This window comes from Haloarcula taiwanensis, from assembly GCA_002844335.1.
In the GTDB taxonomy this organism is placed as follows: Archaea; Halobacteriota; Halobacteria; order Halobacteriales; family Haloarculaceae; genus Haloarcula; species Haloarcula taiwanensis.
The window spans coordinates 2773794-2793282 of record CP019154.1; the positions used below are offsets into that span (position 1 = coordinate 2773794).

21 protein-coding genes and 2 tRNA genes are annotated in these 19489 nt (G+C 64.1%); 16 read left to right on the forward strand and 7 right to left on the reverse strand.

The window, feature by feature from the left end; genetic code table 11:
• Window positions 1–222: 222 nt before the first annotated feature.
• Window positions 223–939 carry a transcriptional regulator gene (locus BVU17_14120; GenBank protein AUG48604.1) on the reverse strand — a complete coding sequence of 239 codons (717 nt, stop codon included), beginning with the start codon at window positions 937–939 and terminating at the stop codon, window positions 223–225.
• Between the two features lie 189 nt (window positions 940–1128).
• Between BVU17_14120 and BVU17_14125 the strand changes: the two genes are divergently transcribed.
• From BVU17_14125 to BVU17_14145, 5 genes are all read left to right on the forward strand, one after another.
• Window positions 1129–2652 carry an aldehyde dehydrogenase gene (locus BVU17_14125; GenBank protein ID AUG48605.1) on the forward strand — a complete coding sequence of 508 codons (1524 nt, stop codon included), beginning with the start codon at window positions 1129–1131 and terminating at the stop codon, window positions 2650–2652.
• A 254-nt stretch (window positions 2653–2906) separates the two neighbouring features.
• Window positions 2907–3194: a translation initiation factor eIF-1A gene (locus tag BVU17_14130; GenBank protein AUG48606.1), complete on the forward strand. Its 288-nt coding sequence runs from the start codon at window positions 2907–2909 to the stop codon at window positions 3192–3194.
• A gap of 41 nt (window positions 3195–3235) precedes the next feature.
• A complete protein-coding gene (locus BVU17_14135) occupies window positions 3236–4171 on the forward strand; it encodes a serine protein kinase RIO (GenBank protein AUG48607.1) in 936 nt (311 codons plus the stop codon).
• Between the two features lie 67 nt (window positions 4172–4238).
• Entirely contained in the window at window positions 4239–4787 is a 549-nt protein-coding gene (locus BVU17_14140) for an RNA-processing protein (protein ID AUG48608.1), read from the forward strand.
• 127 nt (window positions 4788–4914) lie between these two features.
• Window positions 4915–5358 carry an acyl-CoA thioesterase gene (locus BVU17_14145; protein ID AUG48609.1) on the forward strand — a complete coding sequence of 148 codons (444 nt, stop codon included), beginning with the start codon at window positions 4915–4917 and terminating at the stop codon, window positions 5356–5358.
• 37 nt (window positions 5359–5395) lie between these two features.
• On the opposite strand, the gene BVU17_14150 is transcribed toward BVU17_14145, so the two are convergent.
• The 3 genes from BVU17_14150 to BVU17_14160 form a co-directional block, all read right to left on the reverse strand.
• Window positions 5396–6403 carry a hypothetical protein gene (locus BVU17_14150; protein ID AUG48610.1) on the reverse strand — a complete coding sequence of 336 codons (1008 nt, stop codon included), beginning with the start codon at window positions 6401–6403 and terminating at the stop codon, window positions 5396–5398.
• 352 nt (window positions 6404–6755) lie between these two features.
• Window positions 6756–6827 (reverse strand) — tRNA-Thr (locus BVU17_14155).
• A 67-nt stretch (window positions 6828–6894) separates the two neighbouring features.
• Window positions 6895–7551 carry a hypothetical protein gene (locus BVU17_14160; protein ID AUG48611.1) on the reverse strand — a complete coding sequence of 219 codons (657 nt, stop codon included), beginning with the start codon at window positions 7549–7551 and terminating at the stop codon, window positions 6895–6897.
• Between the two features lie 60 nt (window positions 7552–7611).
• Between BVU17_14160 and BVU17_14165 the strand changes: the two genes are divergently transcribed.
• On the forward strand, window positions 7612–8286 hold the full coding sequence (locus BVU17_14165; GenBank protein AUG48612.1) for an enoyl-CoA hydratase: 675 nt from the start codon (window positions 7612–7614) through the stop codon (window positions 8284–8286).
• 38 nt (window positions 8287–8324) lie between these two features.
• Entirely contained in the window at window positions 8325–9095 is a 771-nt protein-coding gene (locus BVU17_14170; protein AUG48613.1) for a hypothetical protein, read from the forward strand.
• 6 nt (window positions 9096–9101) lie between these two features.
• On the opposite strand, the gene BVU17_14175 is transcribed toward BVU17_14170, so the two are convergent.
• Entirely contained in the window at window positions 9102–9935 is an 834-nt protein-coding gene (locus BVU17_14175) for an NAD(+) synthetase (GenBank protein ID AUG48614.1), read from the reverse strand.
• 165 nt (window positions 9936–10100) lie between these two features.
• Here BVU17_14175 and BVU17_14180 point away from each other — a divergent pair.
• From BVU17_14180 to BVU17_14220, 9 genes are all read left to right on the forward strand, one after another.
• Window positions 10101–10171, forward strand: a tRNA-Gly gene (locus BVU17_14180).
• A gap of 601 nt (window positions 10172–10772) precedes the next feature.
• The gene (locus BVU17_14185) at window positions 10773–11780 is read left to right on the forward strand and encodes a replication factor C small subunit 2 (protein AUG48615.1); all 1008 of its coding nucleotides are present in this window, start codon (window positions 10773–10775) and stop codon (window positions 11778–11780) included.
• A gap of 185 nt (window positions 11781–11965) precedes the next feature.
• Window positions 11966–12274, forward strand: a complete 309-nt coding sequence (gene rps24e / locus BVU17_14190; protein ID AUG48616.1) for a 30S ribosomal protein S24e — start codon at window positions 11966–11968, stop codon at window positions 12272–12274.
• Window positions 12275–12409 carry a 30S ribosomal protein S27ae gene (locus BVU17_14195; protein AUG48617.1) on the forward strand — a complete coding sequence of 45 codons (135 nt, stop codon included), beginning with the start codon at window positions 12275–12277 and terminating at the stop codon, window positions 12407–12409.
• A gap of 9 nt (window positions 12410–12418) precedes the next feature.
• Window positions 12419–14068 (forward strand): Kae1-associated kinase Bud32, encoded by a 1650-nt coding sequence (locus tag BVU17_14200; protein AUG48618.1) that lies wholly within the window; start codon window positions 12419–12421, stop codon window positions 14066–14068.
• A 274-nt stretch (window positions 14069–14342) separates the two neighbouring features.
• Window positions 14343–14618, forward strand: a complete 276-nt coding sequence (locus BVU17_14205) for a hypothetical protein (GenBank protein ID AUG48619.1) — start codon at window positions 14343–14345, stop codon at window positions 14616–14618.
• 45 nt (window positions 14619–14663) lie between these two features.
• Window positions 14664–15332, forward strand: coding sequence for a non-canonical purine NTP pyrophosphatase (locus BVU17_14210; GenBank protein ID AUG48620.1), 669 nt, complete (start codon window positions 14664–14666; stop codon window positions 15330–15332).
• The gene (locus tag BVU17_14215) at window positions 15322–16119 is read left to right on the forward strand and encodes a short-chain dehydrogenase (GenBank protein ID AUG48621.1); all 798 of its coding nucleotides are present in this window, start codon (window positions 15322–15324) and stop codon (window positions 16117–16119) included. Before BVU17_14210 ends, BVU17_14215 begins: the two co-directional genes overlap by 11 nt.
• Before the next feature lie 133 nt (window positions 16120–16252).
• Window positions 16253–17956, forward strand: a complete 1704-nt coding sequence (locus tag BVU17_14220) for a histidine kinase (GenBank protein ID AUG48622.1) — start codon at window positions 16253–16255, stop codon at window positions 17954–17956.
• A 7-nt stretch (window positions 17957–17963) separates the two neighbouring features.
• On the opposite strand, the gene BVU17_14225 is transcribed toward BVU17_14220, so the two are convergent.
• Both BVU17_14225 and BVU17_14230 read right to left on the reverse strand, forming a co-directional pair.
• On the reverse strand, window positions 17964–18440 hold the full coding sequence (locus BVU17_14225; GenBank protein AUG48623.1) for a hypothetical protein: 477 nt from the start codon (window positions 18438–18440) through the stop codon (window positions 17964–17966).
• 380 nt (window positions 18441–18820) lie between these two features.
• Window positions 18821–19486 (reverse strand): potassium transporter Trk, encoded by a 666-nt coding sequence (locus tag BVU17_14230; GenBank protein AUG48624.1) that lies wholly within the window; start codon window positions 19484–19486, stop codon window positions 18821–18823.
• Window positions 19487–19489: the final 3 nt, after the last annotated feature.

The following is a 19489-nucleotide window of genomic DNA, read 5'->3' on the forward strand; positions in this document are numbered from 1 at the left end:
GCACACGTAGCAGTAGCGGCTCCGATGGTAAACGGTTTCAGGACGTTCAAGAACGTATTTGAGCCATCCCGCTGGTTGATATGAAAGAGTACAGTTACCAGTCTGCCATGGACAACCGGAAGGCAAGCAGGCCCTCGCCGAGAGACGGATTTCCGCTGTCAGCGCGCTGGATTAGTCGACGCCGAACCGGGTGCGAGCGGCTTTACGCCACACTCGCTGTGGCTACTGGTCCGGGTCGAGTAGTTTCGCTTCTGCTTTGCGAAGGTGTTCGAGCAGCGTCGTCTTCGAAACGCCGAGCTTCGACGCGAGTTCGCGCGTCGAGATACCCCGTGGCCACGCGTAGTAATCCTCCTGCCGGGCGAGTTCGAACGCTTCGCGCTGGCTGTCCGAGAGTCGGTCCATCCGCCGGAGCTGCTGCGGATTGCCGCCGCCGGCGGACGTGATTCGCGTGACTTCGATATCGGCTGACTGCTCCTCGCGGATCTCGTCGAGGAGTGACTCGGCTTCGTCGCGAGAGTCCGCGAAAAACACCGGCCAATGTTCGCGACCGTGCCGGACCCGAACCGGGTCGTTGTGAATGAACCCGCGCGAGAGCAGGCTGTCGCTGATGGTGTTGTCCGGATCGTACTCAACGAACAGTTCGCGGGTCGTGTTCCCCGGTGACGAGCCCGTGCCAGTCGCCCCGTGGCGCTCGCGCAGTTCCAGCACGGAGTCAGTCAGCGACGAGTCACGAGTCGCGTCGATGAGGTCCTCAACCTCGCTAATACTGTCGGCGTACGCCGTGAACAGGCCCTTTACGCTACCGTTCTGTGTGTTGTACACGCCGTGTGCCAGCAAACCAGCCGCCGTCTTGTCGGTCACTTCGAGCGTCCAGCAGTCAGGATGCCAGATGCTCAGGGTAAGCTGGAGTCCCCCGTGTTCTGCTTGTGCTTCACTCATACTGTGCGCCCTCCGTATGAAGGGGTGCTAAAGGGAGTCACGATATGGACGCAAATAAAGGTGCGGTTCATAAGGGGAACACCGACCATGGGAAATAATGCCGGGTTGTATATGATGTATCAGGGTGGTACCGGCCCCCTGACCATGGACGGTGGAACATATTGGTGGGGGACGCGTACAGTACCTACCATGAGTACAGACGACTCACGACGACACTACATCGACGGTGAATGGACAACAGGCACCGGCGACGAAACGTTCACAAGCCAGAACCCGGCCACCGGCGAGGCGCTCGCCTCGTTCCACCGCGGAACCGAAGCCGATGTCGACCGCGCACTGGCCGCGGCAGAGGACGCCTACGACGAGTGGCGCTCGCTTTCGCACATCGACCGCGCGGAATACCTCTGGGACATCTACCACGAGCTGCGTGACCGCCACGAGGAACTCGGCGAAATCGTCACCATGGAGTGTGGCAAGGAGATCAGCGAAGGGCTGGCCGATGTCACCGAGTCCTGGCACATGGTCGAGTGGGCGGCCGGCAACGCCCGACACCCCCACGGCGACGTGGTACCGTCCGAAATCGCCAGCAAGGACGCCTACATGCGCCGCAAGCCGAAGGGCGTCGTCGGCTGTATCACGCCGTGGAACTTCCCGGTCGCCATCCCGTTCTGGCACCTCGCCGTGACGCTGGTCGAGGGTAACACCGTCGTCTGGAAGCCGGCAGAGCAGACGCCGTGGTGTGCTCACATCATCGCCGAGATGTTCGAGGACTCGGGTATCCCGGACGGCGTGTTCAATCTCGTGCAGGGCTACGGTGACGCCGGCAACGCCATCGTCGAAGACGACCGCGTCGAGACGGTCCTGTTTACCGGCAGCGCCGAGGTCGGCCACAAGATAGCCTCGAAGGTCGGCGGCGAGCCCGGCAAGATCGCGGCCTGCGAGATGGGCGGGAAGAATGCCGTCGTCATCACGGAGGAAGCGGACCTCGACATCGCCGTTCACTCGGCCGTGATGTCCAGCTTCAAGACGACCGGCCAGCGCTGTGTCTCCTCGGAGCGACTCATCGTCCACGAGGACCTTTACGACGAGTTCAAAGAGCGCTTCGTCGACGTTGCCAAAGACATCGCTGTCGGCGACCCACTGGAGGAAGACACGTTCATGGGGCCGCTCATCGAGGACGATCAGGTCGAGAAGTTCAAGAAGTACAACGACCTCGCCCGCGAGGAGGGCGCGAACGTGCTCGTCGACCGCGCCGACCTCGGTGCCGAGGAGATTCCCGAGGGCCACGAGGAGGGCCACTGGGTCGGCCCGTTCGTCTACGAGATCGACTACGACGAGGACCTGCGCTGTATCAACGAGGAAGTGTTCGGGCCCCACGTCGCGCTACTCGAGTACTCGGGTGACTTCGATGAGGCGCTGGAAATGCACAACAGCGTCGACTACGGGCTGGCCGGGGCCATCATCTCCGAGGACTACCGCCAGATTAACCAGTTCCGCGACGAGGCTGAAATCGGCCTCGCCTACGGCAACCTCCCGTGCATCGGTGCGGAGGTCCACCTGCCCTTCGGCGGCGTCAAGAAGTCCGGCAACGGCCTCCCGAGTGGCCGCGAGGTCATCGAGGCTGTCACCGAGCGTACCGCCTGGACACTGAACAACTCCAAGGATATCGAGATGGCACAGGGTCTGTCAGCCGATATCATCACCGATGAGTAAGTCCGTGCAGTCGGCGGAGATCGGCTCCGTCTGTCCGCGCTGCCGCGGCGAGACGACAACGGCGAAAGGCATCGAGACCTGCACCGACTGCTCGTGGGTCGGCTGCCTCGGCGCTGACTGAACTCGACCGACGCTTCGACGCCCGCTTTTCCGTACGGCCCCAGCGTCTGTCCCACACCGAGACGGGGGCCACGGACCGGGTTCACGGTCCAACTTTTCCAAACCTTAAACCTCTCCCCGTCGAAGTACCGTCTATGAGCGACAACGACAGCAGAAAGAACCTGCGGATGCCGGAAGAAGACGAGGTGTTCGCCGTCGTCATGGACATGCTTGGCGCGAACCGCGTCAAGGTACGCTGTATGGACGGCGTCGAGCGCACAGCCCGGATTCCGGGCAAGATGCAAAAACGCATCTGGATACGCGAAGACGACGTGGTCCTCGTCGAACCATGGGACTGGCAGGACGAGAAAGCCGACATCACATGGCGCTACGAAAAACAGGATGCCGACCAGCTGCGCGAGGAGGGACACATCCAAGAGTAGCCTGACATGTATCTGGCCGCGGTGCAGACGGAGGCGCAAGCGTGACCGAGGGGCAGTTCGGCCTGCTCGATACGGACGATGTCGACTCACCGGGTGACGAGTGGGAAGAAGTCGACGTCTCCGACACGGAAGCCGACCGTATCGCCCGCAAGCGGGACCGCGAGTTCAGCGAGTTCCGCAAGCGAATCAAGGACGCCGACCAGTTCAAAGTCGAGGCCAGCGTCTTCGATGACGCGACCTACGGGGCACTGTACAAGCTCGTCCAGGACGGCCATATCGACGCCTTCGGCGGTCCCATCTCGACTGGGAAAGAGGCCAACGTCTACACGGCGCTGTCGGGCGAGACAGAGGTCGCCGTCAAAGTGTACCGCATCAACGCCTCTGATTTCAAGGATATGCGGAGCTATCTCGACGGAGACCCTCGCTTCGAGGGTATCGGCTCTGATAAAAAGAAGGTCGTTACCGCGTGGGTTCGCAAGGAGTCGTCGAACCTCACGCGCGCCCGCCGGGCCGGCGTCCGGACGCCGGAACCCATCGCCGTCGAGCGGAACGTCCTCGTCATGGAGTATCTCGGGACGGAAGAGGGCCGCAGCAAACGTCTCAGCGAAGTTCACATCGAGAACCCCGAGACGGCGTACGAGGTCGTCAAGGAGTACGTCCGTCGGCTGTACGACGCCGGCCTCGTCCACGGAGACCTTTCAGAGTACAACATCGTCTTTCACGAGGGGCAACTGTATATCATCGACCTCGGGCAGGCGGTTACGATCCACCATCCCAACGCCGACGACTTTCTGGAACGGGACTGCCGTAACGTCGCGAACTTCTTCGCCAGACAGGGCGTCGACGCCGCGCCAGCGGACCTGCTCGCGTACGTCCGAGAGTACGCGACGCCGAAAGACGAAGCCGACACCGCGCCGGGCAGCGACGACGACGCTGTCCCACAGGGAACACCGGCCGACCGCCGCGACGACGAGTGAACGGCGGCACGGCGTGACCGACGCCGAAGTTTTAAACAGGCAGACCCTCGTAAAAGCAGGTATACTTATGCAACACGTGAAGATTCCGCAGGACCGTATCGGTGTGCTGATCGGCGAGGGAGGTGAGACCATGCGCGAAATCGAGGAGCGCGCAGAGGTCCGGCTGGATATCGATTCCGAGGACGGCACGGTGAAAGTCGAGTCAGTCGGCGACCCCGTGACGGCGCTGAAAGGCCCCGACATCGTGAAGGCCATCGGCCGCGGGTTCGCGCCCGACGACGCGCTGGCGCTGCTTGAGGACGACATGATGATGTTCGAACTCATCGATATCGAGGCCGCCTCCCGCAACAAGAACGACTTCCGCCGCCAGAAGGGCCGTCTCATCGGCGAGGGCGGCCGGACTCGGGAACTCATGCAGGAACTCTCCGGCGCGGCCGTCGTCATCTACGGCTCGACGCTTGGCATCATCGGCGGCCCCGAACAGGTCGACGCCGTGCGAGAAGCCGCCGAAATGATTCTCGACGGCGCGCCCCACGGCTCCGTCTACTCGTTCCTCGAACGCAAACACAACGAGATGAAGCACAAGGGCCTCGAATACCACCAGTTCACCGGGTAACGCCGGGAGTTCGGCTGCGTGGCTGTCGGCTGCGAGCCGCGGCGACAGCATCGGTTCGGGCGGTCGCCGTCAGGCAGTATCAGGTGCGCACCACACCGTTTTGCCGCAACAGACGCTACGTGGAGGTATGCCGACCATCGCCGAGACGCACATCGTCAACCGCGAGCGCGTCCAGCCGACTCACGCGAACAACTACCAGAGCGCCCACGGCGGCATCGTCATGAAGTGGATGGACGAAATCGGCGCGATGTCGGCTATGCGGGCCGCCAGAGAGACCTGCGTGACCGCACAGATGTCTCGCGTCGACTTCGAGCGCCCGATACCCATCGGTGACACCGCACTCATCGAGTCATACGCCTACGCTACTGGCCGAACTAGCGTCCGGGTCCGCATCGAGGTTGCCCGCGAGGAGCCACACACGGGCGAAACAGAAGAGACGACCAGCGCGTACGCCACCTTCGTCGCCGTCGACGACGGGGAACCGACGCCCGTCCCCGAACTGACCGCCGAAAGCGAGGAGTGCCGTGAACTGCGGGACAGAGCGCTGGCCGAGGAACCCGAGCGAGACTGAGGCGAGTCAGTCGGCTGGGAGGCGCGCCGGCCAACACTTAGACGCTGACGAACTTCTTGCTACGGCCTTCGGGCCGCTCGGCTATCTCTGGGAGTACGGTGAGCCACTGGCCGAGCGTACTCGCTCGGCGAGCCACGCTCGACTCGGACAGGTCCGTCTCGGCAGCCAGTACCGCCTTCAGCTCATCGTGCGAGAGAGACCCGCGCTCCGCTATCACCGTCGCAAGGCGGTCGACAACTTCGACCTGTCGAAGGCCAGCGATGAGTCGCTCACGGGCCGCTTCGGTGTCACCCGACTCGTGCAGGCGGAGGTACTCGACGCCGTTCTTGGTCAACCCCCAGCGACGGACCTCACGACCGTCGACCGCCGTCGGCGTGTCCTCGTGTACAAACCCCAACAGCCAGCCTGCAGTGCCATAGAGATCAGCGTGCCGCGAATCAAACTCCGGAACCGCGCGGTTGATTTCCGCTCTAGTGCCGCCCGTCTCGTCGATGGCCGCCAGGAACTCCCGAAGCGATTCGAAACTATTGGCAAGCGGTACCTCGTTAGAGGGAATCGTATCGGTCCGCTCCGGTTCAGTCAGCGCGTCCCAAAAGGCCGGCTGTAGCTCGTAGCCACTGCCCCTCTCCGCAACACCGATGTTGTTGCTGACCATCGTTGCCGCGAGTTGCTCCCCGTCGACGAGGTGTATCTGAAGGTTCTCGGCCGCTCGTCTCGCCGGCCCTGTGAACGAACTGGAGGTGAGATAGGTTCCCGTCTGGTAGTTCCCTTGCGTCAGTGCCCCACTGAACCGCTGTACGTGCCCGTTGCTAACCGTGTTGCCCTCGTCGTATCGCTTGACCTGCGCGCCGAACAACACCCGGACGACATCCTCCTCAATGACGCCCTCGACGTCGATACCGTCGTCCTGCCGGAACGCTGTTACCTGCATCGACTCCGTATCGAGGCGGCGGCTGAGGACCATCTTGCACAGAATCTCGAACTGCTCCGGTGACACCTCGTACATCCTGTCTCGGAGATGGTCTTGCATAGCCGCGGCTTGCATATCTCTCACCAGCGGCCACGCTCACATAAGCGCCGGGCATGGTTTCGGTGGCCGCGGCGATGCGCTTCAGAATCGAGCCGGCCGGGATTTGAACCGACGGAAGACGGTCGCCTCACTCCGTTCGGCGCTGCGACTTCCAGGGTTCAAATCCCTGTTGTGCGCTTCATCGCTCACGATGACGAGCACACGCTAAGCGGTGCTCGTGGGGATTGTTCACAATAGGAACGCCCGGAGCGGGATTTGAACCGGAGGCAGCGTCGCGTTGCTGGCCCTCCAGAGATTCAAATCCCGCGTCCAGCGTTTCACGCGTTCCGGACCCATCGCTGGCGCTCTGGGTCATTCGCTTGGAAAAAGCCTAGGCCGGAATTTGAATCCGGGGTCTCGTCCTTACCAAGGACGCGCTTTACCGCTAAGCTACCCAGGCACGCATCAATGTGTATCCGGCAATTGTCTAAAGTCGTTTCGATTCGGGGCCGGTGTGTCGGTTAGTCTCAGTGGTCGGCGGCGGCCTCGGTCCCGTCGCCGGTTGGCTGTTCGGCCCCGGCTCGCGCTCGGAGCGCGTCAGCGACCTCCTCACCGAGCAGGTCGGCGTTCGACGGGAGGCCGTCGACGGCCAGCTCGGTCGCGTACTCGCGAAGCGTCGGGGTAGGTCGGATGCCGGCGGCAGTGACGCCAGCGACCACGGCGAGTTCCAGAATGTCCGTTTCCAGCGCGGTGTCGAGGCTTTCGTCGTCGGTCGTCTGACGGACTGTCTGGTCGTGGCCAAACGAGCGGACGACAGCGACAGCAGCGTCGGCGGCCTCGGTTCTGGCGAGCAGGTAGAAGCCACGTGAGACGAGGATATCCGCGATAAGGATATCCAAGTCGGCGGTGTCGCGGTCACCGCTGACCCAGGGGTCGTCCCGGGCCAGTTGCCGAGTGAGCGAGAGCCCCTCGTAGATGAGCTGGACGCCAGCGGCTCGGTCAGCGACGCCGTCAGCCAGATCGACCGGTGGGTCGCTGGTCGCGCCCGCGCTGACGAGCGTCAGGACGCCGGGCGCCAGCGACGCGTCGTCCAGGCGAGCGTCGATCCGCTCGTGAAGCCGGTCAGGCTCGACATCGTCGACTGCCGCCAACGCCGCTCGGCGAACTGCCGCCACTTCCTCCATTATGAGGGTCTAGCGACGGGAAGGGCAAAGACCTTTGGAAACCGCAGAGTCACAGCAGGCATGGTACAGACCACGAGCAGCGATGGTATCCGGACCCTGACGCTCGACCGGCCCGACCAGCGCAACGCGCTCACCAGCGCGGCGCTGCGTGACCTCGAAGCAGCAATCGAAGCAGCGACCGAGTCGGTGCTGTATCTCCACGGCGCTGGCGAGGCGTTCTGTGCCGGCGCGGACCTTACCGAAGTCAAGGCCCTCGATTCGGAGAGCGCCGAGACGTTCGCGGCGCTGGGCCAGCGGGTCGCTCACGCACTGGAATCCTACGACGGGGCCGTTGTTGCTGGTATCGACGGCGCGGCGCGGGGCGGCGGCGTCGAACTGGCGCTGGCCTGCGATATCCGTGTAGCGACACCCGATGCGACCCTGGCCGAAACCGGTGTCAAACTCGGGCTGTTCGGCGCGTGGGGGGGGACGGCACGGCTCCCCGAGGTCGTCGGGACAGGCGACGCCTTAGACATCGCACTTTCCGGCCGAACGCTCGACGCAAAGACGGCGCTGCGGATGGGGCTGGTTTCGCGGCTCACTACGGAGCCACGGGCCGTCGCTGAGGAGTTGGCGGGCGTCGACGGGGACGCGCTTCGAGTGCTGAAAACACGGATCCGAGACGACGCGGACAAGGAGACACAGGAGCGGCGCGAGCAGCAGGCCTTCGCCGATCTCAACGCAAAGACCGAGTAGGCAAGGGTACAAGACGCCGCCTCGCATACGGGTTGGCAATGGTCGACTGTGAGTATTGCTCGGAATCGTTCGACGGCGAGGACGCCTACCTCGACCACCTCGCCGACGCCCACGACGGCGAGTTGGGGGCTATCGACCGTCGGCGCGTCGAGGCACAGACCGGCGGCGCAGACGGGAACGCCCTTCCGGTCGGCCCCATCGTTATCGGCGTCGTCGTCCTGTTCGCCGTCGGGCTCACGGCGTACGTGACCCAGCTGAGTGGCGGTGATGGCGGAAGTGGCGCAGATCTGGTCGGGACCGCAGGCGCACAGCCCCTTTCCACGGTCGAAGCCTCCGGAATCGAGGCGTCGTCGCTCAACGATACCGGCGACAGCGACCGTCTGGCCGGCGTCCAGCAGTTCCCGGACCGGGGTGCCAACCACGTCGAAGAGGGCAGCGCCATCGACTATCAGCGGGTTCCGCCGCTCTCCGGGACACACTATGCGTCGACGGTGGGTGCGGGCTTCTACGAGGCGACGCCGTTGCTTGGCTCGCTCGTCCACACGCTCGAACACGGCGCGGTCATCGTCTACTACGACCCCGACGAGATATCGCCCGGAGCCAGAGAGAGTCTTCGGGGTTTTTCCAGCACACACACCGGCACTTGGCGGAGCGTCGTCGTCGTCCCGAACCCCAGCGACGACCCCCGCGCACCCTACGTCATGACGGCGTGGCGACACGAGCTGACGATGGACGGCTACGACGCCGAGACCGTCCACGCGTTCCTCTCGGAGTACCTGGGTCGCGGCCCGGAGAACCCGGTCCGCTGAGGTGACTCAGTACAGCGGGTCCGGACCCGGCGGCATCGCTCGCTTGTGGGCGCTCGACTCGTGCATCTCGCGGACCGTCTCGACGGCGTCCGTCGGGACGCCGACGTGGTCGGCCGTCGCGGCCGCCGGGACGCCGCCGTCGACGTGCAGGGCGAGGATGGAGTCGAGCGTGTCGTAGTCCATCCCCATCTCGTCGGCGTCAGTTTGCCCGGCCCACATCTCGGCGCTCGCGGTCTTTTCGGCGAGGTCGTCGGGGACGCCGACGTGTTTCGCCAGCTGTCGGACCTGTTGTTTGTACAAGGGCGCGATAGGGTGGCAGTCGACCGCACCGTCGCCGTATTTCGTGTAGTAGCCGACCAATGCCTCGCTCCGGTTTCCAGTCCCCAGTACCAGCGCCTGTTCGTGGTTGCCGGCGAGATAGTTCAGCACCGCTCGACAGCGAACCCGGAGATTGCCGACGGCAAGCTGGTCGCCCTCAGCGTCTGGATAGGCGTCGAGGAACGCGTCGACCAGCGGGTTGATTTCGATGACGTCGTACTCGATGCCGAGCAGGTCGTTTGCGACCCGCTCGGCGTCGCTCATGTTGTCCGCGCGGTTGGCCTCGCTGGGCATCACGAGCCCGTGGACGGCGTCGCGGCCGAGCGCCTCGACGGCCAGATGGGAGACGAGCGTGCTGTCGATGCCCCCCGACAGCCCCATCACGACGGTGTCGACGCCGGCGGCGTCGACCTGGTCCGTGATGAACGAGGTGATGTGGTCGCGGTGCGCCTCCAGCTCGGCGTCGGAAAACGACAGGTCCAGCGGCTCATCGGCACGGACAATGGATTCGGCCGTTGCCATGTCTACTGGTTGGACGGGCGGAACTAATACCCATCTATCGACGTGATATTTTCGGACGCGCGTCCAGTCAAAACGCTACGTTCAAGTGCGGCCGCTGTTGACAGTCCGGTACGAAGCACGCTGGCGGTTGGCGGTCCCGCAGGGGCCGCAAGCCCCGGTCACCGAGCGCCGGTGGTCCAGTGGTAGGACATTGCCTTCCCAAGGCAATAGCCCGGGTTCAATTCCCGGCCGGCGCATTCTGCGACGAACGGATGTGAGGAGCGAATGGGCTACAGAGGGAATTGAAGCACAGAAGACGCAGCACGAGCGAAGCGAGTGACCGTCTTCGGGCGGTTCAATTCCCGGCCGGCGCACTTCCTTCGGTCGCTTCCCGCCCGATGTTCGCAATCGCTCTGTGAGTGCTCACTCCCGGCCAGCGAATTGTACTGCGAACCGCCCGAAACCGACAGGGAGAGCCGAAACGGGGCACGCACGGACAGCCCTGCGGAGGGTTCTAGGTACGTAGGGTGAACAGTTATGTCCGAAGAATGTAAATCACGTTAACATATGCCTCGACCATCCACTCGGCCACACAACCCCCTGCTGGAGTGTAAGGAATGCAACGAGCCGGTAATCAAGACAGCCGACGGGGAGTTCGAGTGCGTGGAGTGCGGGTGGCAGCCCGAGGCCGAACGCATGGACTCGTAACCGGCCGTCTCGGTCGCTTCGTGTGCGTGCGAGCCGATAGCTGGGGCAATCAGCGCCCCGTCCTGTTCTGCTGTGGCGAGTGAGGTCACTCGGCGTGAACCCGCGGACCGCGGAATACTTGTCGGGGCCGGGCATACCCAGTGCCAACAGATGGACGCGCCGCTGTGGACGGAGACACACGCCCCGGAGTTGTCGGATATCCGCCAGCCGAAGGCCCGCGAGCACCTACAGGGAGCCATCGAGGAGCCGATGAACCTCCTGGTCCATGGGCCGAAAGGCAGCGGGAAGACGGCCGCTGTCCGGGCTTTTGCCCGAGAGGTCCACGAGAATCCCGACGCGGACTTCACCGAACTCAATATGGCCGACGTGTTCGGCATGACAAAAAAGGAGGTCGCCAACGACCCGCGGTTCGCGTCGTTCATCGACAGCAAGCGACGGCGCGAGTCCTCGAAAGCCGACCTCATCAACCACGTTCTCAAGGAGTCGGCAAGCTACTCGCCGGTGTCAGGCAGCTACAAGACCATCCTGCTGGACAACGCCGAGGGGATGCGCGAGGACTTCCAGCAGGCGCTGCGCCGAGTGATGGAGCAGTACTACGAGGCGACGCAGTTCGTCATTGCGACGCGCCAGCCCTCTGCTGTTATTCCGCCGATCCGCTCGCGGTGTTTCCCGGTCGTGATGCGCGAGCCGACCCACGAGGAGACGGTGTCGGTACTTGAGGACATCGTCACCGCGGAGGAGGTCGACCACGACGACGACGGCATCGAGTACGTCGCCGGCTACGCGGAGGGGGACCTCCGGACGGCCGTGCTGGCCGCTCAGACGACCGCCGAGGCGGAGGGCGAAGTGACGATGGACGCCGCCTTCGAGACGCTGAACGCCGTCGAGGCCGATGACCAGGTCGAGCAGATGGTCAAGGCGGCCGAGGACGGGCGCTTTACCGACGCGCGGTCGACGCTGGACGACCTGCTCGTCGATGAAGGGTACGGCGCGTCCGATATCCTCGACGACATGCTGGACGTGGCCCGGTCGCGCTACTCCGGGGACCGACTCGCGAAGGTCCACCGACTGGCCGGCGAGACAGATATGGCACTCGTCGATGCGGCGAACGAGCGAATTCACCTCTCACATCTCCTCGCACAGCTTGGCGAGCGATGAGGGATGTGGTCCGGCCGCTATCGCTCTGGAAGCGCTGTACCGGACACAGCTAGCCGGTATAACACGTTCCTGCCCCACCGCTGAACCGGGCCACGGCGCGGTGACACGGAATCGCGGACGGAGACGGCGTCAACCGCTTCGAAATCCTTTTACGCGCTTCGGCGGGTAGATACGGACAACGAACCATGGATATCGACATCATCGAAGAAGACGAGAATCCCATGTTGCACCGCACGGACGTCCGGTTCGAGGTCGTCCACGACGAAGCCACCCCCTCCCGTCTCTCTGTCCGCGACTCTCTTGCGGCCACGCTGAACAAGGACGCCGAGGAAGTCGTCATCCACAAGCTCGACACCAAGTTCGGCATGCGGAAGACGGTCGGCTACGCGAAGGTCTACGACAGCCCCGAGTACGCCCGTGACGTCGAGCAAGACCACATGCTCGAACGCAACAAGATTGTTGCCGACGGCGAAGAGGAAGCGGAGGAAGCATAGATGCCACACAACGAGTACTACAACGACGACGGCGAACTCGACCGCGAGACCTGTCCCCGGTGTGGCGACACCGTCCTCGCCGAACACGAGGACCGCCAGCACTGCGGGAAGTGCGGCTACACCGAGTGGAAGTAAGGCCGCCCGATGCGCGTTCTGGGTATCGAAGGAACCGCCTGGGCAGCCAGTGCTGCGGTGTTCGAGACGCCGGACCCGGCCCGGGCGACCGACGACGACCACGTTTTTATCGAGACTGACGCCTACGCGCCGGATAGCGGCGGCATCCACCCGCGCGAGGCCGCCGAACACATGGGCGAGGCCATTCCGACCGTTGTCGAGATGGCCATCGAACACGCACACGAGCGGGCTGGCGGTGCAAACGGGGACGACAGCGCGCCAATCGACGCGGTAGCCTTCGCTCGTGGCCCGGGACTTGGCCCCTGCCTGCGTATCGTCGCCACAGCCGCTCGGGCGGTCGCCCAGCGGTTCGACGTGCCGCTAGTCGGCGTGAACCACATGGTCGCCCACCTCGAAGTGGGCCGCCACCGGTCGGGCTTCGACTCGCCGGTGTGTCTCAACGCCTCCGGCGCGAACGCCCACATCCTGGGCTATCGGAACGGCCGGTACCGGGTGCTGGGCGAGACGATGGACACCGGCGTCGGCAACGCCATCGACAAGTTCACGCGCCACGTCGGCTGGTCCCACCCCGGCGGACCGAAGGTCGAAAGACACGCCCGCGACGGCGAGTACCACGAACTGCCCTACGTGGTCAAGGGGATGGACTTCTCCTTCTCGGGCATCATGAGCGCCGCCAAGCAGGCCGTCGACGACGGCGTCCCAGTGGACGATGTCTGTCGCGGCATGGAGGAGACCATCTTCGCCATGCTGACGGAGGTGGCCGAGCGGGCGCTGTCGCTGACCGGTGCCGACGAACTGGTGCTCGGCGGCGGCGTCGGCCAGAACGACCGCCTCCAGCGGATGCTCGGCGAGATGTGCGAGCAACGCGGCGCAACGTTTTACGCCCCCGAACACCGCTTCCTGCGGGACAACGCCGGGATGATAGCGATTCTGGGCGCGAAGATGTACGCGGCCGGCGACACCATCGCTATCGAGGACTCCCGTATCGACTCGAACTTCCGGCCCGACGAGGTGGCCGTCACCTGGCGCGGGACCGAAGAGTCGGTGGACAGCTATCGGGCGGCGGACGACGAAGTCCAGGGCGCGGAGGCGACCGTCCGCTTCGACGGGGACCGCGTTATCAAAGAGCGAGTGCCGCGGAGCTACCGCCATCCAACACTGGACGAGCGGCTGCGAACCGAACGCACCAGACAGGAAGCCCGGCTCACCAGCGAGGCGCGCCGCCACGGCGTCCCGACGCCGCTGGTCCGGGACGTGGACCCGCAGGACGCCCGCATCGTCTTCCAGCGCGTCGGCGAGACCGACCTCCGCGAGGGGCTGTCCGAGTCGCGGGTCGCCGACGTGGGCCGCTGGCTCGCCCGCATCCACGACGCCGGCTTCGTCCACGGCGACCCGACGACGCGAAACGTCAGGGTCGGCAGCTGGGACCGACAGGGAGACCAGACCTTCCTCATCGATTTCGGCCTCGGCTACTACACGCAGGAGGCAGAGGACCACGCGATGGACCTCCACGTCCTCGCCCAGTCGCTCGCCGGGACCGCCGACGACCCCGAGACGCTGCTGTCGGCAGCCGAAGACGCCTATCGAACGGAGAGCGACCACCCCGATTCGGTGTTCGCCAGCCTCGACGACATCGAGGGTCGTGGCCGATATCAGTAGGATATGAACCACGGGCGGTGCTGAGTTGGGTCGGCGGAGCAAGCATACCGCGGCCTCCGGCCGCGATTTCACGCGAATCGCTCCGCGATTCGCGCTTTTTTTCGCCCGCGTTTTTCGAGTCAAGCGGGACTGAAGGTCCCGCTGACCGTGCGAACGGGCGCTTCGCGCCCGTGAGCAGAGAGCCGTCCCCGCAGCGAGCGAAGCGAGCGAGGAACGGTGACGACGAAGAAGGTGGTGGACAAATGGTTTAACCTCGGCCCGAGTAGAACGCAGTATGGCAGAAAAACCCCAGTCGGGAACGTTGTTCGGCGTGCCGTACAACTTCGAACGACCGAGCCTCAAGCGGTTGGTGTCGGCCTACTGGAAGCCGGGCGATGACATGCTGGTCGAAAAACCGTTCGGCATCGGCTACACGCTGAACCTGGCGAACTGGCGCTCGTGGGTCGTGCTGGCGGTCGCTGGCGTGATGCTGTACCTCGAACGCGGCGGCAGCAGCGAGGAGTTCGAGTCCGAGAGCGAGGACGAGCCGGTCGAAGTCGTTGTCGACTGACCGCTGTTTCGACGGCTCTTTTATTGCCGGCCGCTGTATGCCGGTATGCTCAATTTTGTCACGACTAACCCCGGGAAAGTCCGGGAGGCGACCGAGTATCTCGACGACGATGTCCAGCAGTTCGACTTCGACTACCCGGAGGTCCAGGCCGACGACCTGCGAACGGTCGCGGCAGAGGGGGCACGAGCGGCCTATCACGCAGCGGGCGGGCCGGTCATCGTCGACGATGCGGGGCTGTTCATCGACGCTTTCGATGGGTTCCCCGGGCCGTACTCCTCGTACGTCGAGGACACGGTCGGCGTCGAGCGCGTTTGGCGCATGACCGAACCAGAGGACGACCGCGGCGCGGCGTTCAAAACAGTCATCGCCTACTGCGACGGCGAGGGCTTCGAGGCGACGCCGGACCCGGACGGCATCGACCGCGAGGCCCGGCGCGGACAGGACCTGTCGGCCGACGCCCGCGGCGCAGCGACGACTGACGAGCAGGTTCACGACGGGAGCGCAAAGAGCAGCGAGACAGTGCCGGTAAAGCTGTTCGAAGGGCGTGTGAACGGCGAAATCGTCGCCCCGCGCGGCGAGGGTGGGTTCGGCTTCGACCCCATCTTCGAACACGACGGGACGACCTTCGCGGAGATGAGCACCGAGCAGAAGAACGCCATCTCCCACCGTGGGCGAGCGCTGGCGAAGTTCGCGGAGTGGTACGGTGAGCGGTAGCGACGTGTCGGTCGTCGGGACCGGCGGCACCGCGTTGATAACCGGTGCATCGGCGGGCATCGGCGAAGCGTTAGCGCGTGAGTTCGCGGCACGCGGCCACGACGTAGTGCTGGTCGCCCGGAGCGAGCGGAAACTGGAGCGGCTGGCCGAGGACCTCGAAACAAGGGGAGTCACAGCGACCTCTATTGTGATGGACCTCGACCACGCGACGGCCGCCGAATCGCTGTACGAGGAGGTGACCGAGCGCGGTCTAACCATTGATGTCCTCGTTAACAACGTCGGCGTGGGGACATACGGCCCGTTCGCCGAAAGTGATCTGTCGGAAGAGCGGACGCAGTTGCGCCTGAACGTCATGCTCCCGGTCGAATTGACCCGACTATTCATCGACGAGTTCGACGATGGCGGTGCGGTTATCAATATGGGTTCAGTCGCCGGATTCCAGCCGGGGCCGAACCTCGCCGGCTACTACGCAAGCAAAGCGTACATCAACAGCTTCAGCGAAGCGCTCGCAGAGGAATGCCGGGAAACACCGGTCGACGTGACGGTGGTTTGTCCCGGCCCAGTCGACACAGAGTTTCAGGAGCGAGCAGGGATGACGGACTCGACGGTTGGGTCGGTTGCCACGAACTCGCCCGAGGCCGTCGCATCGGCGGCGTATACCGGGGCCGCGGCTGGTGAGACTGTCGTCATTCCGCGGCGGTCGATGCGGCTTATCGACCGATTGGTGCGGGTGACACCTCGCTGGGTCGTCCGGCGCGTTGCAGCGCTGGTCAACCAAGACAGGTAGAGAATCAGTTCCGAGACTGCCGTTGAATCCAGTGTTCGTCTCGTCTCCTGTCTGGCTTTCGTCCGCCGGTTCCTTTTCAATCTCCGAGAATTGGACTCGAACCTTATTATACAGTGTAAAAAAAAAGGAGCGTATGCTCACAGCCCTCGTCGAACAGTACAAGTCGGTGATACGTGGATCACTCGATATTTTCGGTGTCTCCGGTTCAGTCGAGCGGAAAGTGCTCGCGGCCGTCGGTCTGCAGTTTGCCGCGTCTGTCGCACTGGCAGTTGTCTCGCTTGTCGCCAGCGGGACCGTCCGGTTCGTCGTCACGGGCGTGTTGCTTGCTGGCGCTATCGTCGCGTTCGCCAACACGGTGTTCATTACCCGCGAGGACTTCGTCGAACCCATCACAGCGATGGCCGCGGGTGCGGACCATATCGCGGCTGGCGAACTCGACGTGGAACTGCCCGAGAGCGAGCGCGACGACGAGGTCGCCGAACTGCTCTCCTCGTTTCGCTCGATGCAATCCTATCTGCTGACAGTGTCCGAACAGGCCGACGCGCTCTCCCGGCAGGAGTTCGACGCCGACGTTCTCGACGAGGACGTGCCCGGGACCTTCGGGCAGTCGCTGGAGAAGATGGCCGCTAGTATGGACGATTATACCACCGAACTCAAGACGATGACCAGCGACCTCGAACGGCGCTCCCAGGCGCTTAACGACCTCGTCGTCGCCTTCGGTGACGCCGCTGAACGGGCAAAAGACGGGGATCTGACGGCCACGATAGACGAGGACTTCGACGCCGACGACGAGCAGTTCGACGCCGTCGTCGAGAACTACAACGACCTCGTGACGACGCTCGGAGGGACGGTGGCAACCGTCGCCGCGTTCGCAGAGGACGTCGACGAGACGAGCGATCACGTCACCCGAAGCATCGAAGAGATTGACGACGCGAGCGACGAGATCTCCCGGTCGATTCAGGAAATCTCGGCTGGTGCCAGCCAGCAGGCGTCACGTCACGACGACGTCGCTTCCGAGATGAACACGCTGTCTGCCACCGTCGAAGAGATCGCTGCGACCGCCGAGAACGCGGCCGACACCGCCGAGAAGGCGACACAGCGAGGGCGCGAGGGACGCGCGGACGCCGAGCAGGCGATCGACGAACTCGACGAGATGGAGGCCCGTATCGACGATATCGCCGTTGCGGTCGAAAGTCTGGTCGACCAGATCAGCGAGATCGACGACATCGTCGAGGTCATCACAGACATCGCCGAGCAGACCAACATGCTCGCACTGAACGCCTCCATCGAGGCGGCCCGCGCGGACGCAAGCGGGGACGGGTTCGCCGTCGTCGCCGACGAGGTGAAAACACTCGCAGAAGAGACCCGCGACGCCGCAACAGACGTATCAGACCGGATACAGGCAGTCCAGCACGAGGCCAGCGAGACCGTCAGCGACGTGGAGGCGACGAACCAGCAGGTGACCGACAGCGCCGCGACAATCGAGTCGGCGCTCCGGGACTTCGAGGACATCGTCGACGTGCTCGGCGAGGTCAACGCCTCGATTCAGGAGATATCGGGAGCCACCGCCGAGCAGGCGGAAACCACGCAGGAGGTCGTCGATATGGTCGACGAGGTCGCCGAAGTGAGCGAGCAGACAAACGAGGAGTCAGAGGCCGTTGCCGCCGCGACAGAGGAACAGACCGCGACGATTACCGAAGTGACCACCGAGGTACAGGAGATGGCAACACAGACCGACGAGTTGCGTGAGGTGCTTGCGGAGTTCGAGGTTACAGAGGACGCAGCAGGGCCATCGAGGACCGTTTCTGCACCCACGATAACGACCGCTGACGACTGATGACTCGCTATGCGCGTGGGTCCCGATCTGGACCGGGATACTCGCCGTTCTCGACGACGGGATACAGTGACTCCGGATCGAACAGGCGAGCAAAGGCATCCGGCGGTCTGACACTCAGGGACATATGACGGTTGAGCGACGCGCTGGTCCGGGCGCTACGCAGGTCGTCCGCATAGGACAGGAGGTGCTGTGCGCCGCCCCGGTAAGCCGAGGCCAGCGCGGGATGGTCTCCGGCCGGGTGGTCGACAATATCACAGTCGGGTTCGATCCGCGCCCGCCAGTCGGCCGCCAGATCGGCGTCAGCAAGGTCGGTGATGACGGCAGCGGCATCATCTAACAGGTGGTCGCTCGCGACGAGCGTGACCCACGAGTGCCGGCGGACGTGGTCGATAGCGGCACGGGCATCGCTGTCTGGCCCACACAACAGGTCGGCCGCGAGGACATCGGCATCGGCAACGACACGCGCTGGCGACGACTCATGCATCGTCTTTGTCCTCCGCGCGGTGCGCTTCGAGGGCCGCACAGACAGCGTCGACCGTGATCTGGTGGTCCGCCGCACGTTCAAACAGCGTCGCCCATGTCATAGGAGAAAACAGTGGTCGAACGATGAAAAACCCGTGCCGTCTGTCGTCTGTCGGCCGCCTGTCTGACGGGCATTTATGCCTACCGGTAGCATTCCACCCGGTACGGGCGCGCTTCCACGGCTGCAGTGGATGTCGGTGACACTGCGTGCCATCCTATCCTCCCCAGGCGCGCCCGGACACCGCGATCCTCCCTTTCATATCCTACTTCCCCCCGGCTTTCGTCGAAGACAGCGAAACTGTCAGTCTGAGAGCGACTGCGGCAGAGCGGACCCGGGAAGTTTCAGGCTGATGCGTCGCCCCGGAGCGTTGCCCGGATGTCGTCCAGCCCGCCGGGGTCGGCCATAATGGCGACGCTGTCGCCGGGCTCGATCTCGGTCTGTGGGAGCGGAATCGTCATCGGTTCGTGATCCTTTCCGTGGGCGTAGATGCGGGCGTCGCCGGGGAGGTCCACCTCAACGACTCGTTTGCCGACGAACGGCGAGTCATCGGGGATTCGGATACTCGCGACCGATAGCTGTTCGGTCAGGTCGGCGAGAACGTTGAAGTCACCGCCAAGCAGTGCCGTCTTCGCGCCGGCCGCGCCCAGCCGCTCGGGGTAGATTATCTCGTCTACATCAGCGGCGTACTTCTCGTAGATTTCCTCGCGGTAGTCGGCGTCGATTCGTAGAACAGTTCGACAGCCGAACTCTTTGCCGATCATACAGGCAGTGAAGTTCGTGTTCAGATCGCCCGTGAGGCCGCCGATAGCGTCTGCGCTTTCGATGCCGGCATCGACGAGGACGCTTTCCTCGTTGCCATCACCCTGGATAGTCTCGAATCCGGTTTCCCTGGCCCGTTCGACCTTCACAGGGTCGTTGTCGACGATAACGACTTCGTGGCCCTCGCTTTGCAGAATCCGTGCGGTCCGGATGCCGACGCGGCCATAGCCAACGATAACGAACTTCATGGA

Bases quoted from the DNA above. Each gene is read 5' to 3' on its own strand.
- BVU17_14150 (AUG48610.1), bottom strand. From the start codon at position 6,403: ATGCAAGCCGCGGCTATGCAAGACCATCTCCGAGACAGGATGTACGAG.
- BVU17_14130 (AUG48606.1), top strand. From the start codon at position 2,907: ATGAGCGACAACGACAGCAGAAAGAACCTGCGGATGCCGGAAGAAGAC.
- BVU17_14125 (AUG48605.1), top strand. From the start codon at position 1,129: ATGAGTACAGACGACTCACGACGACACTACATCGACGGTGAATGGACA.
- BVU17_14165 (AUG48612.1), top strand. From the start codon at position 7,612: ATGGTACAGACCACGAGCAGCGATGGTATCCGGACCCTGACGCTCGAC.
- BVU17_14140 (AUG48608.1), top strand. From the start codon at position 4,239: ATGCAACACGTGAAGATTCCGCAGGACCGTATCGGTGTGCTGATCGGC.
- BVU17_14230 (AUG48624.1), bottom strand. From the start codon at position 19,486: ATGAAGTTCGTTATCGTTGGCTATGGCCGCGTCGGCATCCGGACCGCA.
- BVU17_14225 (AUG48623.1), bottom strand. From the start codon at position 18,440: ATGCATGAGTCGTCGCCAGCGCGTGTCGTTGCCGATGCCGATGTCCTC.
- BVU17_14145 (AUG48609.1), top strand. From the start codon at position 4,915: ATGCCGACCATCGCCGAGACGCACATCGTCAACCGCGAGCGCGTCCAG.
- BVU17_14170 (AUG48613.1), top strand. From the start codon at position 8,325: ATGGTCGACTGTGAGTATTGCTCGGAATCGTTCGACGGCGAGGACGCC.
- BVU17_14200 (AUG48618.1), top strand. From the start codon at position 12,419: ATGCGCGTTCTGGGTATCGAAGGAACCGCCTGGGCAGCCAGTGCTGCG.
- BVU17_14160 (AUG48611.1), bottom strand. From the start codon at position 7,551: ATGGAGGAAGTGGCGGCAGTTCGCCGAGCGGCGTTGGCGGCAGTCGAC.
- BVU17_14195 (AUG48617.1), top strand. From the start codon at position 12,275: ATGCCACACAACGAGTACTACAACGACGACGGCGAACTCGACCGCGAG.
- BVU17_14185 (AUG48615.1), top strand. From the start codon at position 10,773: ATGGACGCGCCGCTGTGGACGGAGACACACGCCCCGGAGTTGTCGGAT.
- BVU17_14120 (AUG48604.1), bottom strand. From the start codon at position 939: ATGAGTGAAGCACAAGCAGAACACGGGGGACTCCAGCTTACCCTGAGC.
- rps24e (AUG48616.1), top strand. From the start codon at position 11,966: ATGGATATCGACATCATCGAAGAAGACGAGAATCCCATGTTGCACCGC.
- BVU17_14205 (AUG48619.1), top strand. From the start codon at position 14,343: ATGGCAGAAAAACCCCAGTCGGGAACGTTGTTCGGCGTGCCGTACAAC.
- BVU17_14210 (AUG48620.1), top strand. From the start codon at position 14,664: ATGCTCAATTTTGTCACGACTAACCCCGGGAAAGTCCGGGAGGCGACC.
- BVU17_14220 (AUG48622.1), top strand. From the start codon at position 16,253: ATGCTCACAGCCCTCGTCGAACAGTACAAGTCGGTGATACGTGGATCA.
- BVU17_14175 (AUG48614.1), bottom strand. From the start codon at position 9,935: ATGGCAACGGCCGAATCCATTGTCCGTGCCGATGAGCCGCTGGACCTG.